This window comes from Nocardioides sp., assembly GCF_030149505.1.
Taxonomy (GTDB): Bacteria; Actinomycetota; Actinomycetes; order Propionibacteriales; family Nocardioidaceae; genus Nocardioides.
The window spans coordinates 50,370-67,411 of the sequence record NZ_JASBRN010000044.1; the positions used below are offsets into that span (position 1 = coordinate 50,370).

Below are 17,042 nucleotides of genomic sequence, written 5' to 3' on the forward strand. Positions count from 1 at the left end.
CACGACCTGAGGAGAAGGCCCATGACTGACCAGGTGGAGCGTGCGACCGTCGGCGACGTCGACCTCGCCCACGAGTCCTTCGGAGACCCTGCCGACCCGCCGTTGCTGCTGGTCATGGGGCTGGCGACCCAGATGCTCGGCTGGGACGAGCGGTTCTGCGCCCGACTCGCGGACGAGGGGTTCCACGTCGTCCGCTTCGACAACCGCGACGTGGGGCTCTCCACGCACCTCGACGCGGCTGGTGTCCCCGACATCGGAGCGCTGATGACAGGCGACCCCGCTGCCGCTCCCCCGCCGTACACGCTGGTCGACATGTCCCGCGACGTCGAGGGGCTGCTCGACGCGCTGGGCCTGGAGTCCGCACACGTGGTGGGAGCCTCGATGGGCGGGATGATCGCCCAGCAGCTCGCCATCGCACGCCCCGGCCGCGTCCGCAGCCTCACCTCGATCATGTCGACCCCGTCACGCGAACTCGGTGCGCCGCGACCCGAGGCGATGGCGGCCCTGTTCCTGCCACCACCGACCGACGAGGACACAGCCGCCCAGCGCGCACTGGAGGTCTACCGCGTCATCGGCTCCCCGGCCTACCCACTCGACGAGACCCGTCTCGCCGACGTCGCGCGCCGCGCGTACGCCCGCGGCTACGACGCCGCCGGCGTGGCCCGGCAGTACGCCGCGATCCTGGCGTCACCCGATCGGCGGCCGGGACTTCGCGAGCTCGACGTGCCGACCCTCGTCATCCACGGCGAGGACGACCCGCTGGTCCAGGTGGCCGGGGGCCTGGCCACCGCGGACGCGGTCCCGGGCGCCCGGCTGGTCGTGGTGCCTGGGATGGGGCACAACCTCCCCGAGCCGCTCTGGCCGCAGCTGGTCGACGACGTCGCCGCCCACGCCCGCGCGGCCGAGGCGGCCCGGGCTGCCGTCAACCCGCCAGGGCGGTGACGGCCTGCGGGACGTCGATCTCGCGCTTGAGGATCTTGCCGGTCGGCCCCTTGGGGAGCGCGTCGACGACCCAGACGTGGCGCGCGTACTTGTACGCCGCCACGCGAGCCCTGACGTGCTCGCGGAGCTCCTCGGCGGTCGCGTGGCGGCCCGGACGCAGGGTGACCGCGGCGGCGACCTCCTCGCCCAGCGTGGGGTGGGGAACGCCGATGACGGCGGCCTCGAGCACCGCCGGGTGCGCGTAGAGAACCTCCTCGATCTCGCGGGGGTAGATGTTGAACCCTCCGCGGATCACCAGGTCCTTCTTGCGGTCGACGACGTAGTAGAAGCCGTCCTCGTCGCACCGGGCCAGGTCGCCGCTGTAGAACCACCCGTCGACGATGGCCGCTGCGGTGGCCCCAGGTCGGTCCCAGTACCCCTTCATCACGTTGTGGCCGCGGATGGCGATCTCACCCACCTCGCCAGGGCCCACCTCGACGCCGTGCCGGTCGACGAGCTTGAGCTCGACGCCGTCGAGCGGGACGCCGATCGAACCCACCCTCGAACGACCCGGGCGGTTGAACGTCGCGGTGGGCGAGGTCTCCGACAGGCCGTAGCCCTCGAGGACCGGTGTACCGAGGTCCTGCTCGACCCCGCACAGCACCTCCAGCGGGAGTGACGCACCGCCCGAGACGCACACCCGCAGGCTGGACGTGTCCGAGGCCGCGGCGCCTGCCTCCAGCATGGTGACGTACATCGTGGGGACGCCGGCGAACACGGTCGCCCGGTCCTGTGCGACGAGCTCGAGCACGGCACCGGCGTCGAAACGGGGCACCAGGCTCACGCTGGCGCCGACGGCGATCGAGGCGTTGAGCACGTTGCTCTGGCCGAAGGCGTGGAACAGCGGCAGGCAGCCCATGACGACGTCGTGCTCGGTCAGCTCGACGAGCCCGCCGAAGCCCAGCGCGTTGAGGCGCAGGTTCGCGTGCGTCAGCTGTGCGCCCTTCGGCGTACCCGTCGTGCCGGAGGTGTAGAGGATCACGGCGGTGTCGTCGTCGGAGCGCGCCACCGGCCCCGGCTCGGGCACCAGCGCCCGGACCGTCCGCAGCAGGTCGTCGTCGGCCTCCACGACCTCCGTGCCGACCGCCGCAGCGGCGAGCCGGGCTTCCGGAGCGGCGTGGGGTGACACGAGCACCAGCCGCGCACCCGAGTCGCGCAGCTGGTGCTCCACCTCGGGTGCCTTCAGCAGCGGGTTCATCGGGACGACGACGGCCCCGGCGCGGAGCACGGCGTAGTAGAGGACGGGGAACTCCAGCACGTTGTGCAGCATGAGGCCAACGCGGTCCCCCGGGCCGACACCGCGAGCGCGCAGGAGCCCGGCGGCTCGGGCGCTCAGGTCGTCGAGCTCGGCGTGGCTGAGGGCTGTGGCGTCGAGGCGGACCGCGGCCCGCCGTCCGTGCCGGGCGGCAGACGCGGTGAGGATGCTGGCGAGGTTGGTCATCTCGGACCACCCTTCTGGAGCAGGAAGTCGATGATCGTGGGGATGGTGGTCCTCGCGGCGGTGCGCCCCACCAGCAGCCCGACGTGCCCGCCGTCGAGCCGCAGCTCGTGCTTGTCCGTCGATCCGACGAGGTCGATGAGCGGCGACGCCGAGGCTTCCGGGACGATGTGGTCCTGGTTGGCGAGCACGGTGAGGAACGGCACCGTGATGTCGGACAGGTGCACCCGGTCCCCGCCGATGACGAGGCGGTCGTTGACGATCGCGTTGTCGTCGAGCATGTCCGCCAGCTGGCGCGCGACGCCGCCGGGCAGGGGCACGTGGTCGGTGGCCCATCCGATGAGCGCCTGGTAGGACGCCACGTAGTCGTCGTTCCACAGCCCCTGCCAGAGGTCGACGTACTGCGTGACTGCCGTTGTCGGCTTGAGGGACTTGAACGCCTGGTGAATGACGTGGGGAGGGACGTTGCCGTCGGGGTCGAGCAGCGACGTCACGTCCAGCCCGCCCCTGGTCGTGAGGTTGCTGAAGGGGCCCAGGTGCTCGAGGTCGACCGGCGTGGTCAGCACGGTGAGGCTGCGCAGGGGCGCATTACGGTGGTGTGCGGCGTAGAGCAGGGCAAGCACGCTGCCGAAGCAGTAGCCCAGCATGTCGACCTCCTCTGCTCCGGAGACCTCTCGGACCCGCTGGACGGCGGCCGGCAGGTAGTCGTCGACGTAGTCCTCGAGCCGGTTGGCGGCGTCGCGCTCGTCCGGGACGCCCCAGTCGAGCAGGTAGACGTCGAAGCCGGCGGCCAGGAGGTGCTCGACGAAGCTGTTGCCCGGCCGGAGGTCGAGGACGTAGCTGCGGGAGAACAGGCTGAAGACGAGCAGCAGCGGCGGTCGGGCGCTCACGTCCTCGTCGCCGTTCCCGTCGGCCCGGTAGCGCCAGAGCTCGACGCGGCCGTGCCGCCACACCACGTCCTTCGGCGTCTGGCCGACGGCGGGTCGTGCTGCCCCGGTGGCCAGCCTGACACCGTTGCGTGCGCGCTGACCTGCTCGTCCGACCTGTTGCCTCACGAGGGGGCCCAAGCCTGCCTGCGTCTGCGTGGTGGTCACTGCCCGCTGCCCTCGCGGTCCGTCCGGGACTGCTCCAGCTGCAGCGACAGGCGTCGCAGGTCGCGGTCGAGCGCGCCGATCTGCCTCCGAAGCTTCTGGACGTCGCTACGCGCCGGCAGGTTCACCAGGTGCCACCCGGTGGTGGCGACGCTGTCCAGTACGCGTCCGATCCTGCGCCGCACCCCGAGCGCGGCGGCGGTCACCTGCGCGTACTCCCCGCTGCGCACCCAGCGCTCTGCGTGCGGTGCCACGGCCCGTTCCGCGACGTCGTACGTCCTTCGCCAGGATGGGGTGCTCGTCATGGGTGTTCCTTCGTGGTCGTCCCGGCCGGTCAGGGCGAACCTAGGTCTGCCTCCTCACGCCGACCTGTACCGAAGTGGAACACCCGCGGACCCGACGTCGCGAAGATGCACGAGGCGCGCGGGTGATACTGCTCGCGGAACAATGTGAACCCGACTGGTATCAGACACACCTCGCCCCGGATGTGACCGTCGTTACATACTGGTGAGGTGAGCCCCGCCGACGACCCGAGTGCTGTGGCCGGCTCACGACGCCCGCGGGCCGACGACGAGCTCGTCCGCTCGGCGAAGGAGACGCTGATCTCCCTCGGCCTGCTGCACAGCGCGGACACCCAGCCGGCCCGGGTCTCCGACGAGATCGACCGCAGCTGGCGTCGCTCCATCAGCGCCGGGGCCACCCACACCACTGGCGCCTTCCAGTTCGTCAACGAGTACGACGAGGACAGCGAGCTCTCTCGTGCTGCGCGACCCGTCCTCGACCGGCTCGCCGAGACCTTGCAGGACATGGGCACGGCGATCTTCCTGGCGGACCGGTCGGGGCAGATCGTGGCCCGGCGGGTCGCCGGCCACACCGAGCAGGTCCGCTTCGACAGCGCGAACGCCGCGGAGGGCTTCGACTTCTCCGAGGAGAGCATCGGCACCAACGGGCTCGGCACCCCGATCCAGGAAGGTGCCTCGGTCTTCGTGCGCGGGGCCGAGCACTTCAACGAGGCCCTGGAGAGTCTCGCATGCGCGGGTGTGGGGATCCGGCACCCGGTCACCGGTCGGGTGATCGGCTCCCTGTCGCTGGCAGCCCCCGCGGACGCGGCCGAGATGATGATGCTGGCGATGACCCGGGAGGGTGCCAAGCAGATCGTGGACAACCTGAGCGCCACCGTCAGCAGGCGTGAGCTCACGCTCGGGCGGAGCTACCAGCGCCACCGGGCCAAGGGACCCGTGATCGTGCTCAACAGCGACACCGTGATGACCAACGTCACCGGACTGTCGTTCCTCAACGTCGAGATGCACGCACGGTTGTGGGACTCCCTGCTCGCGAAGGACTGGGGCCGAGGACCCCACGAGCTGGAGCTCGACCTCCAGTCGCTGCATGCCCGGGTGCTCGCCCACCGCCTCGACGACACCGACGACGCGGCCTTCGCCGTCGAGATCCTCGACCGCAAGCAGGCCCGCCCTACCGGCAGGCCGAGCCGCTCTGCCCCGGTCCGCGACGCGTTCGTCGTCAACCTGCAGCGCACCGCTGCTCGCTCGGCAAGTGCCATCACCGTGACCGGTCCGGGCGGGTCCGGCAAGTGGTACGTCGTGCGCGAGTGGCTCCGCACCGAGGGCCACGAGTCCCCGCTCGTCCTCGACGGAGGCGCGCTCGTCGGTCAGGACGCGTGGCGGGGCGACGCAAGGGACGCACTTGCGTCCGGCGGGGTCGTGGTGCTGCGCCGGTTCGAGGACCTCGACGCCGGCCAGGTCAGCGCCGTTAAGGCACTCGCGGACGACGCTGCGCCAGGACGACTGGTCATCACCGCGGATCTCGACAGGTGCTCGGAGTCCGCAGTGCGGATCCTGTCCCAGGTCGCGGTGGGGATCGACGTCCCTCCGCTCGCCAGCAGGAGCCAGGAGTTGCCCACCATCGTGCAGGCACTCCTGGCGGAGATCGATCCGCAGCACCGACCGGTGCTCTCCGCCTCGACCATGCAGTCACTGATGCGCTGGGACTGGCCCGGCAACGTCGCCGAGCTCCGCCAGGTGCTCCTGGGCCTCGCCGCCGAGCTGCCCGGCAAGTCGGTCAGCCCCTACCACCTGCCCGAGCGGATGTGGGAGACCGCCAACCGACGCCCGCTCACCCGGATCGAGGCGGCGGAGCGCAGCGAGATCGTCGCCGCGCTGCGCCAGGTCGACGGCAACCGGTCGAAGGCGGCCACCCTGCTCGGCATCGGTCGTACGACGCTCTACCGCAAGCTGACCGCCCTCGGGATCGACGACGAGGCGCTGCTCTCCTGACCTCGCCCCTCAGGCGCGGTGCCCTCGCCCGTCCGCTTCGAGGAAGTCGGTCACCGCCCGCGCGCTCGACTCCGGCCGGCTGAGCAGGAACATGTGGCCTCCGTGCGGGACCACCTCCAGCGTCGACCGCGGAGCCAGCAGGTGCATCAGGCGCGCGTTGTGGACCGAGAAGACCGGGTCGTCGTCACCGTGCATGATCAGGGTCCGCTGCGCCAGCAGCGGCAGGAACGGCACGCTCGTCCAGCCTACGAGCGCGAGCAGCTGACGTCGGTAGGCGCCCGCATCGACCTCGCGGACCAGGCCCAGTCGTTTCAGCAGCTCGGGGTCGTCGACGAAGTCGCCTCCGTAGACCCGCCGGACCAGCACCTCCCGGTTCGCCTCGCTGCGGTCCGGTCGCCAGAAGCTCGCGACCGTGGCTGGCGCGACCGGCACGCTCAGGAATCCCGGACTGGTGCTCGCCAGCACCACCCGCCGTACGCGCCGCGGATGCGTCAGCGCCAGCTGCTGGGCAGTGACACCACCCCAGGACAGACCCAGCACGTCGAAGCGCTGGACGCCCAGCCGGTCCATCACCCGGCTGACGAAGCGCGCGTAGCCCATGACGGTGGGCCACCGGCCGAGATGCTCGGGCTGCACGTCGAAGGCGATCGTGGTCCGGGGGATCTGCTCGCGGAACTCCCCCCACTTCGCCTGGTCCAGGCCGACGCCGTGACACATGAGCAGGGGCAGGCCCCGGCTCCCCACCCCGCCTGTCTTCCGCACGCTCACCACCACCGCGTGCTCGCCCACCCTGACCTCGCGCGCGTCCTCGTCTACCAGCTGCACTTCGAGCACCTCTTCCTCGTCCCGACATGACGCGGTCGAGGTGGCGTCCCCCGTGGGCGCCACCTCGACCGGATGCCGCGTGCTGCTACTTCTTCTTGGCGGCGGATGCGGTCTCGCCCGCGGGCTTCGGCGCCGACTGCGCGGCGGCGACCAGCTGGTGCCCGAACTCGCGCTGGTTGGCGATCACCTTCTCGAAGGCGTCGTAGACGCCGTCGACCAGCGCCGCGGGCTGCGGGAACCGCTCGGACCAGGCGGCCGCGTCGGGCTGCGAGCTCTTCGGGGTCAGCGACTGGGCGGTCTGCGTCCAGAATCCGACCGAGCTGACCGCCGCCGCCTGGGCGGTGCGGACGTTGGCGAGCACCTGGTCGGTGACCTTCTGGACGTACTCCTGTGCCTGTGTCATCTGTTTGCTCCTCTGGGTGTGGGTGACGACGACCTTGCAAACTTTATGCAGCACTTGCTCGATGCGTCAAGTACCTCGCAGATGCTTGGTACTGTTTGCGCATGGCCGACCCGTGGACTCCGCAGCTGCAGGCGCTGGGCAGCTACATCAAGACCCAGCGGCAGCTGGCCGACCTGTCCCTGCGGCAGATGGCCGAGCTCGCCGAGGTCTCCAACCCGTACCTCAGCCAGATCGAGCGCGGCATGCACCAACCGTCCGTACGAGTGCTCAGATCGATCGCCAAGGCGCTCAACATCTCGGCCGAGTCCCTGCTCACACAGGCCGGTCTGCTCGACGCAGCCACCGGCGGGACCGAGGGCTCGGCCTCCGGCGTCGAGGCCGCGATCAAGGCCGACCCGCGCCTGACCCAGCAGGCCAAGCAGACGCTCCTCGCGGTCTACCGCACCCTGCTGCCGGCCGACCGCGATCCGTCGGGCGCCGACGGCTCGTCCAGCTGATCGATCCCGAGCAGGGAGTCCCGCACCGCGCGCACGGCGGGACTGCGCTCGTCGGCCCGCCAGGCCGCCCGCAGGTGCACGTCGGGAAGTCCCTCGGCCTCGCTCGCCGCGATGGGGACGAAGGTGACGTGTGGATCCCCCTGGTTGGCCGCGACCGATGCCAAGGTGAGAAGGCAGCCCACCTCGGCGCTGACGAGGGCGAGCGCGGTCTGCGTGTCAGGCGCCACCTGCGCGACGCGGGGCAGGAAGCGCTGCGCCTGGGCCAGTCGTCGTAGCCGGTCCGTCAGCACCGACCCCTCGTCGACAGGCAGGGAGACCAGCCGCTCGTCGAGCAGCTCGGCGAACTGGACGGCGTCGACGCCGGCGAGCCGGTGAGTGGCAGGGACCGCGAGCACCAGGTGGTCCTCCGTCACCACCCGGGCGTCGATGCCCTCCGGGACGACGTCCCAGCGGCCCATCGCGACGTCGGTCTCGCGCGTGGCCAGCTTCTGGATCGCCGCCAGCGCGAAGTTCTGGCTGGAGAGCTCGAGCTCGATGCCCGGTCGCTCCGAGCGCACCCGGCGGGCGAGGGTGGCGATGAGGGGATGGGTCGAGACGCCGGCGAACGCGACCCGCACGAGACCGACCTCCCCGCGCTCGGCCGACCGCGCGGCTTCGGTGGCGCGCCGCAGCGCCTCCATCACTTCGCGGGCGGGCTCGACCATCGCCTGTCCGGCCGGGGTCAGCGCCACCGAGCGGGTGTTGCGGTCGAACAGCGTCGTGCCCAGCTCGCGCTCGAGCTGCTTGATGGTGCGCGTCAGGGGCGGCTGGGCCACGTGGAGACGCTCGGCAGCCTTGCGGAAGTGCAGCTCCTCGGCGACGGCGAGGAACGCGCGCAGCTGGGCGACATCCATGAGATGAAGGTATCACCGAATGAATGATCAGGTATTGGACGCGCAACAATACGACGCGCATAGTCGTGGGCATGTACACCGGCAACCCAGAGGTCCCCGACGACGTCTTCGCCGACGTCCTCAAGCAGATCACCGAGTTCGTCCACGAGCGCGTCGTACCGCGCGAGCTCGAGATCATGTCCACCGACGCGATCCCCGACGACCTGCGTCGCCAGGCCGCCGAGATGGGCCTGTTCGGCTACGCCATCCCGGAGCAGTGGGGCGGGCTCGGCCTCGACCTCGTCCAGGACGTCGAGGTCGCGATGGCCCTGGGCTACACGTCCCTGTCCTTCCGCTCGATGTTCGGCACCAACAACGGCATCGCCGGCCAGGTGCTCGTCGGGTTCGGCACCGAGGAGCAGCAGGAGCGGTGGCTGCCCGGCATCGCGTCGGGTGAGATCGTCGCCTCCTTCGCCCTCACCGAGGTCGGTGCCGGGTCCAACCCCGCCGGCCTGCGCACGAGCGCCACGCCCGACGGCGACGGCTGGGTGATCGACGGCACCAAGCAGTTCATCACCAACGCCACCGAGGCCGGCCTGTTCGTCGTGTTCGCCCGCACCGCGCCGGCGACCGAGAAGAGCACCGGCGTCGCGGTCTTCCTCGTCCCCGCGGACACGCCCGGCGTCGAGGTCGGCGTCAAGGACGCCAAGATGGGCCAGGAGGGCTCCCGCACGGCGGAGGTCAGCTTCGACCAGGTGCGTGTGGGCGCCGACGCGCTCGTCGGAGGCGACGGTGACGTCGGCTACCGCGCGGCGATGACGTCGCTCGCCCGAGGGCGCATCCACATCGCAGCCCTGGCCGTGGGTACAGCGCAGCGCGCGCTCGACGAGTCGGTGTCGTACGCCGCCAGCGCAACCCAGGGCGGCACGCCGATCGGGGACTTCCAGCTGGTGCAGGCGATGCTGGCCGACCAGCAGGCCGGAGTCCTGGCGGGCCGCGGGATGGTCCGCGAGGCCGCCCGCGCCTACGTGACGGGCGAGGACCGGCGCATCGCCCCCTCGGCCGCCAAGCTGTTCTGCACCGAGATGGTGGGCAAGGTCGCCGACCTCGCCGTGCAGGTGCACGGCGGCTCGGGCTACATGCGGGAGGTTCCCGTCGAGCGCATCTACCGAGACGTGCGACTCCTGCGCCTGTACGAAGGCACGAGCGAGATCCAGAAGCTCATCATCGGAGGCGGCCTCCTCCGCGCAGCTCGAAAGGCCTCCTGATGCTTCCGCTGGAAGGCGTCACGGTCGTCGCGGTCGAGCAGGCCGTCGCGGCCCCGCTGGCCACGCGCAACCTGGCCGACCTCGGCGCCCGCGTCATCAAGGTCGAGCGGCTCGGCGGCGGCGACCTCGCCCGCGGCTACGACCACGTCGTCCACGGCACCGGCGCGCACTTCGTCTGGCTGAATCGGGGCAAGGAGTCGATCGCGGTTGACCTCAAGAGCGACGAGGGCCGTGCCGTCGTCAGGCGGCTCGCGCTCGCTTCCGACGTCTTCGTCCAGAATCTCGCCCCCGGCGCAGCCGCTCGGCTGGGGCTCGGCGCCGAGGAGCTTCGCGCCGAGAGGCCCGCGCTCGTCGTGGCGAGTCTGTCCGGCTACGGATCGGGCGGGCCGCTGGAGGAGCGCAAGGCCTACGACATGCTCATCCAGGCCGAGGCCGGGCTGATCTCGATCACCGGCACTCCGGAGGACCCGGTCAAGACGGGGATCCCCACCGCCGACATCGCCTCGGGCATGTACCTCTCGCAGGCCGTCGTCGCAGCCCTGCTGCGCCGCTACCGGACCGGTGACGGTGCGACGATCGAGGTGTCGATGCTGGAGGCGACCGTCGAGTGGATGGGTCACGCCCTCTACACCCAGATGCACACGGGGAGCCAGCCCGCTCGCATGGGTGTGAGCCACAGCGCGATCGCGCCGTACGACGCGTTTCCCACCAGCGACGGCGAGATCCTGATCGGTGTGCAGAACGACTCCGGCTGGCGCGCCCTGGTCACCGCGGTTCTGGACGCACCCGCGCTCGCCGACGACCCCCGGTTCGCCACCAACGTGGCGCGCGTCGCGCACCGCGCGGAGTGCGACGCGGAGGTCGGTGCGCGGACCCGGCTGTGGAGCACGCGGGAGCTCGACGCGCGCCTGGCCGCCGCCGGCGTCCCGGCCGCCGAGATCAAGACCCTGGCCCACGTCGTCGACCACGAGCAGCTTCGCGCTCGTGACCGCTGGCGCAGTGTCGACATCGAGGGCGCGAGCATCGAGGGGCTGCTGCCTCCCGCGACCTTCGGCGACGTCGAGGCACCGATGGGGTCTGTCCCGGCTCTGGGCCAGCACACCCGCGCGCTGCTCGTGGAGTCGGGCGTTGACCCCGCGGAAGCCGATGCCGCCATCGGCCGTGGCGTCGCCTATCAGCTCCCTCGCAGCCCCGTCGGCGTCGCCTGACCCGGCCCCTCCCCCGAGCTCAACCCGCCTAGGAGACAACCCCTTGGAAGCATTCATCATCGCCGGCGCACGCACGCCGATCGGCCGGTACGGCGGCGCACTGGCCGGCGCCCGGCCCGACGACCTCGCCGCGCTGGTGCTGGGCGAGGCCGTGTCGAGGGCGGGCGTAGACCCCGTCGACGTCGACGAGGTGGTGTTCGGTGCGGCCAACCAGGCCGGCGAGGACAACCGCAATGTCGCCCGGATGGCCGCCCTCCTTGCCGGCCTTCCCGACACCGTCCCCGGCTTCACCGTCAACCGCCTGTGCGCCTCCGGCCTGACCGCCGTCGCCACCGCTCGCTCCCTGGTCGCGGCCGGTGACGCCGACGTGGTGGTGGCCGGCGGGGTCGAGTCGATGACCCGCGCCCCGTGGGTGACGGAGAAGCCTGCGAAGGCATGGGCCAAGCCCGGGGCGAGCTTCGACACTTCGATCGGCTGGCGTTTCTCCAACCCCCGGTTCGACGCGAGCACGACGCTGTCGATGCCGCAGACCGCGGAGCGGGTCGCCGAGCAGTGGAAACTCACCCGGTCCGAGCTCGACGAGTTCGCCCTCGCGTCCCACCAGCGGGCCGTCAAGGCCATCGAGAGCGGCCACTTCGCCGACGAGATCGTGCCCGTCGGAGCGGTCGACACCGACGAAGGGCCGCGGCGCGACACGAGCCTGGAACGGCTCGCCGGTCTCCGCCCGGTCAACGGTCCGGACGGCATCGTCACCGCCGGGAACTCCAGCTCGCTCAACGACGGGGCTGCTGCGCTGGTGATCGCCAGTGAGGCGTACGTCGAGCGGCACGGCCTCCGGCCCCGCGCCCGGGTCGTCGCCTCCGCCTCGGCAGGCGTCGCCCCCGAGATCATGGGGATCGGCCCGGTCCCCGCCACCCGCAAGGTGATGGAGCGCGTCGGCTGGTCGACCTCCGACCTCGGCGCGGTCGAGCTCAACGAGGCGTTCGCCTCCCAGTCGCTCGCGTGCATCCGGGAGCTGGGGCTCGACTCGGAGACCGTCAACGCCGACGGTGGGGCCATCGCGCTGGGGCACCCGCTTGGCGCCTCGGGAGCCCGGATCCTGCTCACCCTGCTCGGCCGGATGGAGCGCAGCGACGTGAGCCGTGGTCTGGCCACCATGTGCGTCGGGGTGGGACAGGGCACCGCGCTACTGGTGGAACGGCCGTGACGGCCTCGGTGGAGGTGGAGGAGCACGCCGACCGTGTCGTCGTACACCTCGCCCGCCCCGAGGTCCGGAACGCGATCGACCACCAGATGGTCACCGAGCTGCACGCGGTGTGCGACCTACTCGAGGCCGACCCGCGGGTACTGCTGCTCGCAGGCAAGGGCGACAACTTCGCGGCCGGAGCGGACATCTCCCAGTTGCGGGAGCGACGTCGCGACGACGCGCTCCGCGGCATCAACTCCGGTCTCTTCGACCGGATCCACCGCCTCCCGATGCCGGTGGTCGGGCTGCTCGACGGCTACGCGCTGGGCGGCGGCGCCGAGCTGGCGTACGCCTGCGACTTCCGCATCGGGACCCCGCGCCTGCGCATCGGCAACCCGGAGCCCGGACTCGGGATCCTCGCAGCGGCGGGCGCCACCTGGCGGCTCAGGGAGCTCGTCGGCGAGCCGGTGGCCAAGGAGATCCTGCTCGCCGGCCGGCTCCTCGACGCCGAGGAGGCGCTGGCCCTGCGACTGGTCAACGAGATCGTCGAACCGCACTCCCTGCTCGAGGCCGGCCACGGCTGGGCGGATCGGATCACCCGGCAGGCCGGCCTCGCCGTACGCCTCACCAAGTCGGCTCTTCACGCTCCGCGCGACGCTCACCCGTACATCGACGACCTGACCCAGGCCGTGCTCTTCGAGACCGACGAGAAGCAGGCACGCATGACCGCGTTCCTGGAGAGGAACAAGAAATGACCCTACCCACCCAGGTCGGCGTCTACGGCGGAGGCCGGATGGGCGCCGGGATCGCCCACGCGTTCCTCGTCGCCGAAGCACACGTCACGGTCATCGAGTCATCCACCGAGTCCGCCGACACCGCCCGGGAGCGCATCGAGACCTCGCTGGCGCGCGCGGCCGAACGGGGCCATCTCGCGGAGGGTGCACCCTCGGCCGTCGCACGGCTCGCGGTCTCCACGGAGCCGGCCCAGCTGTCGGGGTGCGGCCTCGTCGTCGAGGCGGTGCCGGAACAGGTAGCGCTCAAGCGCCAGGTGCTGGCCGCGATCGAGGTCGCAGCTCCGGGTGCCTGGGTCGCCACCAACACCTCGAGCCTGTCCGTGGACGAGCTCGCCTCCACGCTGGCCCGACCCGAGCGCTTCATCGGCCTGCACTTCTTCAACCCGGTGCCGGCCAGCCGGCTCGTCGAGATCGTCGTCGGGGCCAAGACCGTCCCGGAGCTCGTCGACCTGTCCAGGGGGTGGATCGCCGATCTCGGCAAGACCGCGATCACGGTGACGGACTCTCCTGGGTTCGCCTCCTCGCGTCTCGGCGTCGCCATCGCCCTGGAGGCGATGCGCATGCTCGAGGAGGGCGTCGCCACTGCCGAGGACATCGACACCGCCATGGAGCTCGGCTACAAGCACCCGGTCGGTCCGTTGCGGACCACCGACCTCGTCGGGCTCGACGTACGTCTCGCGATCGCCGAGCATCTTGCTCGGGAGGTGGGTGAGCGGTTCGCGCCACCTTCGATCCTGCGGGAGCTGGTCGCGGTCGGGCACCTCGGACGCAAGTCCGGCCAGGGCTTCTACAGCTGGCCCCCTGCATGAGGATCACCGGCGCCGTTCTGGAAGAGCTCGGCCGCCCGGGGCCGTGGGCGGAGACCCGACCGCTCACCGTGAGCGAGCTCGAGCTCGAGGGCCCTGGCCCCGGTGAGGTGCTCGTGCGGATCGCCGCTGCCGGGGTGTGCCACTCCGACCTGTCCGTGGTGAACGGGAACCGGCCTCGCCCCGTCCCGATGCTGCTGGGCCACGAGGCCAGCGGCCGGGTCGTCGCACTGGGCGACGGCGTGACCGAACTGCGCGTGGGTCAGCAGGTGGTCATGACCTTCCTCCCCCGCTGCGGACACTGCGAAGGGTGCGCGACGGACGGGCGGATGCCATGTGTCGCCGGCTCGGCCAGCAACGCTGCCGGTGAGCTTCTCGGCGGCGGCCGACGGCTGACCCGCGACGGGGTCCCGGTGCATCACCACCTCGGCGTGTCAGCCTTCGCCACCCATGCCGTGGTGGACACCCGATCGGTCGTCGCGGTCGAGGACGACGTGCCGCCCGACGTCGCTGCGGTACTCGGCTGTGCCGTCCTCACCGGGGGCGGTGCCCTTCTCAACGCGGCCCCGCCGGAGCCGGGCCAGAGCGTCATGGTGGTGGGACTCGGGGGCGTCGGCATGGCGGCGCTGCTCACCGCGATCGCCCTCGGCCGCGGGGACGTCGTAGCGGTGGACGGGGTGCCCGCCAAGCGTGATCAGGCCCGTCAGCTGGGGGCGTCCACCGTGCTCGACCCGGGCGACCTCGCGTCGAGCGGCATCAGGTGCGACGTCGTCGTCGAGGCGGCCGGCAACGCCCGGGCGTTCGAGGCAGCACTGGCCGCCACCGCGCCGGGTGGGCGCACGGTGACCGTGGGCCTTCCACCGCCCGACGCGCTGGCGCGCATCTCGCCGCTGCAGCTGGTCGCCGAGGCACGAACCGTGGTCGGCAGCTACCTCGGGTCAGCGGTCCCGGCCAGGGACATCCCGGTGTTCGCCCAGTGGTGGCGCGAAGGCCGCCTCCCCGTCGAAGAACTGGTCTCGTCGCGCATCACGCTCGATGACATCAACCGGGCCATGGACGATCTCGCCGCCGGCACAGCGCTGCGCCAGATCGTCGAGCTCTGAGCGCACCACCCCACCCCGCGACGCAGGATGCCGCAGTCGACTGAGCTTCCCGACGCTGTCGGGTTCCAGCTCATGATTGCGCTGCGAACACGGGCATCAGGGTCGAGACGAGCTGCTCCGCGAAGCCGGGACCGAGGGACTCGCCGCTGAGGAAGAGTCGGTAGTAGAGCGGTCCCAGCAGCATGTCGGTCACCAGCTCGGGGTCGAGGTCCGGGCGCAGCTCCCCCCGAGCCACACCTCGTTCGACGAGTGCAGTGACGTCGGCGACGCGTCGGCTTACGACCTGCTCGCGGTAGGTCCGGGCGAGCTCGGGGTCCGCCGCGATCTCAGGGACAAGGCCCTGCATGACACGCCCCAGGACCGTGGTGCTCATCAGCTCCGCCGTTCTGCCCACCAGACCGACCAGCTCGGTCCGGGTGTCTCGCCGGTAGGGCTGGGTGCTGACCTCTCCGACCATGTCGAGCAGGACACCGAGCGCAAGATCGGACTTCGAGCGGTACCGGCGGTAGATCGTCGTCTTGGCCACCCCGCTCCTCGCGGCAACACCTTCGACGGTCAGGCCGGAGAACCCGCTCTCGGCGAGCACCTCCCGGGCGGCGCCGAGCACCAGGCGCTCGGACCTCGCGCGGCGCCGATCGTGACCAGTGGGCGTCGCGGGTGCATCAGGGTGCACGTTCAATGGCAGACCTCCAGATGTTACGGAATAATGCTACGCAACGTAGCGTTTTTCTAGCGATAGCACAACCCCTACTTCTGAGGAGCACCCCGTGACCGAGATCAACACACCCACCGACCGTTACCAGCGAGGGTTGGACCGGATGATGGAGCTCGTCTCCACCGAGCACGCCGGCACCTTCGACCACGCCAAGCTGGTCGAGTCCTACCGCGACCTCGACGAGCACCTCGCCGACTACATCGTCTCGTTCGCCTTCGGCGACATCTACTCCCGCGACTCCGTGACGCAGCAGGAGCAGACGTTAGTGACGATCTCCATGCTCACGGCTCTCGGCATCGAGCCGCAGCTCAAGCTGCACATCAACGTCGGCTTCAACGTCGGCCTCTCCCAGGAGCAGATCGTCGGTGCCCTGATCCACGGCATCCCCTACGTCGGGTTCCCGCGCGTGCTCAACGCCCTGACCTTGCTCCGGCAGGTCATGACCGAGCGCGGCGCAACGGACCCCGCGGCCAACTGACCCATCGCGACGAAGGGAATTGATCATGAGCAAGAGAATCGGGTTCGTAGGACTCGGCACCATGGGGCTGCCCATGGCGGTCAACCTCAACAAGGCCGGCTTCGAGGTGATCGGCTACGACGCCTTCGAAGGCAGCCGCCAGAAGGCGCGCGCCGCAGGCATCACCGTCACCGAGACCCTCACGGAGGTGGCGGAGAAGTCCGACGACGCCATCGTGTCCATGGTGCGCGACTACGCCCAGAACGTCGATGTCATCCTGGGCGAGGACCGGCTCCTTTCCGCCAACCCGCAGGGCCTGACCATCATCGTCATGAGCACCCTCGATCCCGACTCGATGAACGAGCTCGGCCAGCGAGTGGAGGAAGCCGGCGACGTGAAGCTCATTGCCGCCGCCGTGTCCGGCGGTGCCTCCGGCGCCGAGGCTGGCACGCTGTCCATCATGGCTTCCGGTCATGAGGACCGAGTAGAGGCGGCACGCCCGTATTTCGAGGCCGTCGGCTCGCACACCTTCTACTACGGCACCAACCCGGGCAACAGCCAGGCCGCGAAGCTGGTCAACAACCTCGTCCTGGGGATCACGATGCATGCCGTCGCCGAGGGCCTCAGGTTCGGCGCGCATTACGACCTTCCCGAGTCCGAACTGCTGAGCCTCTTCAAGGTCTCCACCGGGGACAGCTGGGTCGCCCGCAACTGGGATTCCGTCTCAGGGTGGACCGCGGACACGGCCCTGGCGGTGCTGCTCAAGGACCTCAAGGCTGCACACCTCAAGGGCCTCGAGCACGGCATTCCCCTGCCGTTCAACGCGCTCTCCTCGACCCTGCTGTTCGACTCCTGGGGCCAGGAACCGCACGCAAGGTAGACCTCAATACGACCGTGTGCATTGAGAGAGCGCCTGCGCGCACACCTGCGAGCTGCGGCCGAGCGCACCAGAGGATTTGAACCTCAATCCTCTGGCTAAGAGCGCAAAACACAGCAAGCTCGATCACGACCCGCCCACCGACGTCACGTAGCAGCAGAGGGCGCCGAGAGAGTCCCGTCGGTCGGTCCAGTTGGCACCCCCCGCTCGGCGTGACACCTGCGATC

General features: G+C 70.7%; 18 protein-coding genes. 11 read left to right on the top strand and 7 right to left on the bottom strand.

Translation table 11 applies throughout. The features are described 5' to 3' along the window. Positions 1 to 21 precede the first annotated feature (21 nt). Positions 22 to 942, top strand: coding sequence for an alpha/beta fold hydrolase (locus Q1V71_RS08205; protein WP_211731736.1), 921 nt, complete (start codon positions 22 to 24; stop codon positions 940 to 942). Here the strand turns inward: Q1V71_RS08205 and Q1V71_RS08210 are convergent. Genes Q1V71_RS08210 through Q1V71_RS08220 form a run of 3 tightly spaced genes read right to left on the bottom strand, consistent with a single transcriptional unit; the run spans position 923 to position 3,815 of the window. Further along, positions 923 to 2,422 carry a long-chain fatty acid--CoA ligase gene (locus Q1V71_RS08210; RefSeq protein ID WP_211731735.1) on the bottom strand — a complete coding sequence of 500 codons (1,500 nt, stop codon included), beginning with the start codon at positions 2,420 to 2,422 and terminating at the stop codon, positions 923 to 925. The two genes, Q1V71_RS08205 and Q1V71_RS08210, sit on opposite strands and share 20 nt — an antisense overlap. Further along, entirely contained in the window at positions 2,419 to 3,474 is a 1,056-nt protein-coding gene (locus Q1V71_RS08215) for an alpha/beta fold hydrolase (RefSeq protein WP_211731734.1), read from the bottom strand. Before Q1V71_RS08215 ends, Q1V71_RS08210 begins: the two co-directional genes overlap by 4 nt. Positions 3,475 to 3,509: 35 nt before the next feature. Further along, positions 3,510 to 3,815, bottom strand: coding sequence for a hypothetical protein (locus Q1V71_RS08220; RefSeq protein ID WP_211731733.1), 306 nt, complete (start codon positions 3,813 to 3,815; stop codon positions 3,510 to 3,512). Positions 3,816 to 4,022: 207 nt separating this feature from the next. Here Q1V71_RS08220 and Q1V71_RS08225 point away from each other — a divergent pair, with 207 nt between their 5' ends. Next, positions 4,023 to 5,804 (top strand): helix-turn-helix domain-containing protein, encoded by a 1,782-nt coding sequence (locus tag Q1V71_RS08225; protein ID WP_211731732.1) that lies wholly within the window; start codon positions 4,023 to 4,025, stop codon positions 5,802 to 5,804. Positions 5,805 to 5,813: 9 nt separating this feature from the next. Here Q1V71_RS08225 and Q1V71_RS08230 read toward each other — a convergent pair whose 3' ends face one another. Together Q1V71_RS08230 and Q1V71_RS08235 are read right to left on the bottom strand one after the other, a co-directional pair. After that, a complete protein-coding gene (locus tag Q1V71_RS08230) occupies positions 5,814 to 6,629 on the bottom strand; it encodes an alpha/beta fold hydrolase (protein WP_211731731.1) in 816 nt (271 codons plus the stop codon). 85 nt (positions 6,630 to 6,714) lie between these two features. Further along, positions 6,715 to 7,032: a hypothetical protein gene (locus tag Q1V71_RS08235; RefSeq protein WP_211731730.1), complete on the bottom strand. Its 318-nt coding sequence runs from the start codon at positions 7,030 to 7,032 to the stop codon at positions 6,715 to 6,717. A gap of 101 nt (positions 7,033 to 7,133) precedes the next feature. On the opposite strand from Q1V71_RS08235, the gene Q1V71_RS08240 reads away from it, so the two are divergent. Continuing rightward, positions 7,134 to 7,529, top strand: a complete 396-nt coding sequence (locus tag Q1V71_RS08240) for a helix-turn-helix transcriptional regulator (protein ID WP_211731729.1) — start codon at positions 7,134 to 7,136, stop codon at positions 7,527 to 7,529. Here Q1V71_RS08240 and Q1V71_RS08245 read toward each other — a convergent pair. Continuing rightward, positions 7,469 to 8,422, bottom strand: a complete 954-nt coding sequence (locus tag Q1V71_RS08245; RefSeq protein ID WP_300642789.1) for a LysR substrate-binding domain-containing protein — start codon at positions 8,420 to 8,422, stop codon at positions 7,469 to 7,471. The genes Q1V71_RS08240 and Q1V71_RS08245 overlap by 61 nt on opposite strands. A 71-nt stretch (positions 8,423 to 8,493) precedes the next feature. Between Q1V71_RS08245 and Q1V71_RS08250 the strand changes: the two genes are divergently transcribed. Genes Q1V71_RS08250 through Q1V71_RS08275 form a run of 6 tightly spaced genes read left to right on the top strand, consistent with a single transcriptional unit; the run spans position 8,494 to position 14,766 of the window. After that, positions 8,494 to 9,669, top strand: a complete 1,176-nt coding sequence (locus Q1V71_RS08250) for an acyl-CoA dehydrogenase family protein (protein ID WP_211731727.1) — start codon at positions 8,494 to 8,496, stop codon at positions 9,667 to 9,669. After that, positions 9,669 to 10,877 (top strand): CaiB/BaiF CoA-transferase family protein, encoded by a 1,209-nt coding sequence (locus Q1V71_RS08255; RefSeq protein ID WP_211731726.1) that lies wholly within the window; start codon positions 9,669 to 9,671, stop codon positions 10,875 to 10,877. Before Q1V71_RS08250 ends, Q1V71_RS08255 begins: the two co-directional genes overlap by 1 nt. Before the next feature lie 43 nt (positions 10,878 to 10,920). After that, entirely contained in the window at positions 10,921 to 12,084 is a 1,164-nt protein-coding gene (locus Q1V71_RS08260; protein ID WP_249216397.1) for a thiolase family protein, read from the top strand. Then, complete coding sequence (locus Q1V71_RS08265) at positions 12,081 to 12,818, top strand: enoyl-CoA hydratase/isomerase family protein (protein ID WP_211731725.1); 738 nt, start codon at positions 12,081 to 12,083, stop codon at positions 12,816 to 12,818. The genes Q1V71_RS08260 and Q1V71_RS08265 overlap by 4 nt, the downstream gene beginning before the upstream one ends. Beyond that, positions 12,815 to 13,666, top strand: coding sequence for a 3-hydroxyacyl-CoA dehydrogenase family protein (locus tag Q1V71_RS08270; protein ID WP_211731724.1), 852 nt, complete (start codon positions 12,815 to 12,817; stop codon positions 13,664 to 13,666). The genes Q1V71_RS08265 and Q1V71_RS08270 overlap by 4 nt, the downstream gene beginning before the upstream one ends. Then, a complete protein-coding gene (locus Q1V71_RS08275; protein WP_211731723.1) occupies positions 13,663 to 14,766 on the top strand; it encodes an alcohol dehydrogenase catalytic domain-containing protein in 1,104 nt (367 codons plus the stop codon). The genes Q1V71_RS08270 and Q1V71_RS08275 overlap by 4 nt, the downstream gene beginning before the upstream one ends. Positions 14,767 to 14,836: 70 nt before the next feature. Here Q1V71_RS08275 and Q1V71_RS08280 read toward each other — a convergent pair whose 3' ends face one another. Then, positions 14,837 to 15,373 carry a TetR/AcrR family transcriptional regulator gene (locus tag Q1V71_RS08280; RefSeq protein ID WP_211731722.1) on the bottom strand — a complete coding sequence of 179 codons (537 nt, stop codon included), beginning with the start codon at positions 15,371 to 15,373 and terminating at the stop codon, positions 14,837 to 14,839. A gap of 160 nt (positions 15,374 to 15,533) precedes the next feature. On the opposite strand from Q1V71_RS08280, the gene Q1V71_RS08285 reads away from it, so the two are divergent. Beyond that, positions 15,534 to 15,959 (top strand): carboxymuconolactone decarboxylase family protein, encoded by a 426-nt coding sequence (locus tag Q1V71_RS08285; protein WP_211731721.1) that lies wholly within the window; start codon positions 15,534 to 15,536, stop codon positions 15,957 to 15,959. A gap of 25 nt (positions 15,960 to 15,984) precedes the next feature. Continuing rightward, positions 15,985 to 16,818 carry an NAD(P)-dependent oxidoreductase gene (locus Q1V71_RS08290; protein WP_211731720.1) on the top strand — a complete coding sequence of 278 codons (834 nt, stop codon included), beginning with the start codon at positions 15,985 to 15,987 and terminating at the stop codon, positions 16,816 to 16,818. Positions 16,819 to 17,042: the final 224 nt, after the last annotated feature.

Coding starts and splice junctions, on each gene's coding strand:
- Q1V71_RS08250 (WP_211731727.1), top strand. CDS start 8,494: ATGTACACCGGCAACCCAGAGGTCCCCGACGACGTCTTCGCCGACGTC.
- Q1V71_RS08220 (WP_211731733.1), bottom strand. CDS start 3,815: ATGACGAGCACCCCATCCTGGCGAAGGACGTACGACGTCGCGGAACGG.
- Q1V71_RS08255 (WP_211731726.1), top strand. CDS start 9,669: ATGCTTCCGCTGGAAGGCGTCACGGTCGTCGCGGTCGAGCAGGCCGTC.
- Q1V71_RS08245 (WP_300642789.1), bottom strand. CDS start 8,422: ATGGATGTCGCCCAGCTGCGCGCGTTCCTCGCCGTCGCCGAGGAGCTG.
- Q1V71_RS08235 (WP_211731730.1), bottom strand. CDS start 7,032: ATGACACAGGCACAGGAGTACGTCCAGAAGGTCACCGACCAGGTGCTC.
- Q1V71_RS08210 (WP_211731735.1), bottom strand. CDS start 2,422: ATGACCAACCTCGCCAGCATCCTCACCGCGTCTGCCGCCCGGCACGGA.
- Q1V71_RS08290 (WP_211731720.1), top strand. CDS start 15,985: ATGAGCAAGAGAATCGGGTTCGTAGGACTCGGCACCATGGGGCTGCCC.
- Q1V71_RS08270 (WP_211731724.1), top strand. CDS start 12,815: ATGACCCTACCCACCCAGGTCGGCGTCTACGGCGGAGGCCGGATGGGC.
- Q1V71_RS08240 (WP_211731729.1), top strand. CDS start 7,134: ATGGCCGACCCGTGGACTCCGCAGCTGCAGGCGCTGGGCAGCTACATC.
- Q1V71_RS08205 (WP_211731736.1), top strand. CDS start 22: ATGACTGACCAGGTGGAGCGTGCGACCGTCGGCGACGTCGACCTCGCC.
- Q1V71_RS08275 (WP_211731723.1), top strand. CDS start 13,663: ATGAGGATCACCGGCGCCGTTCTGGAAGAGCTCGGCCGCCCGGGGCCG.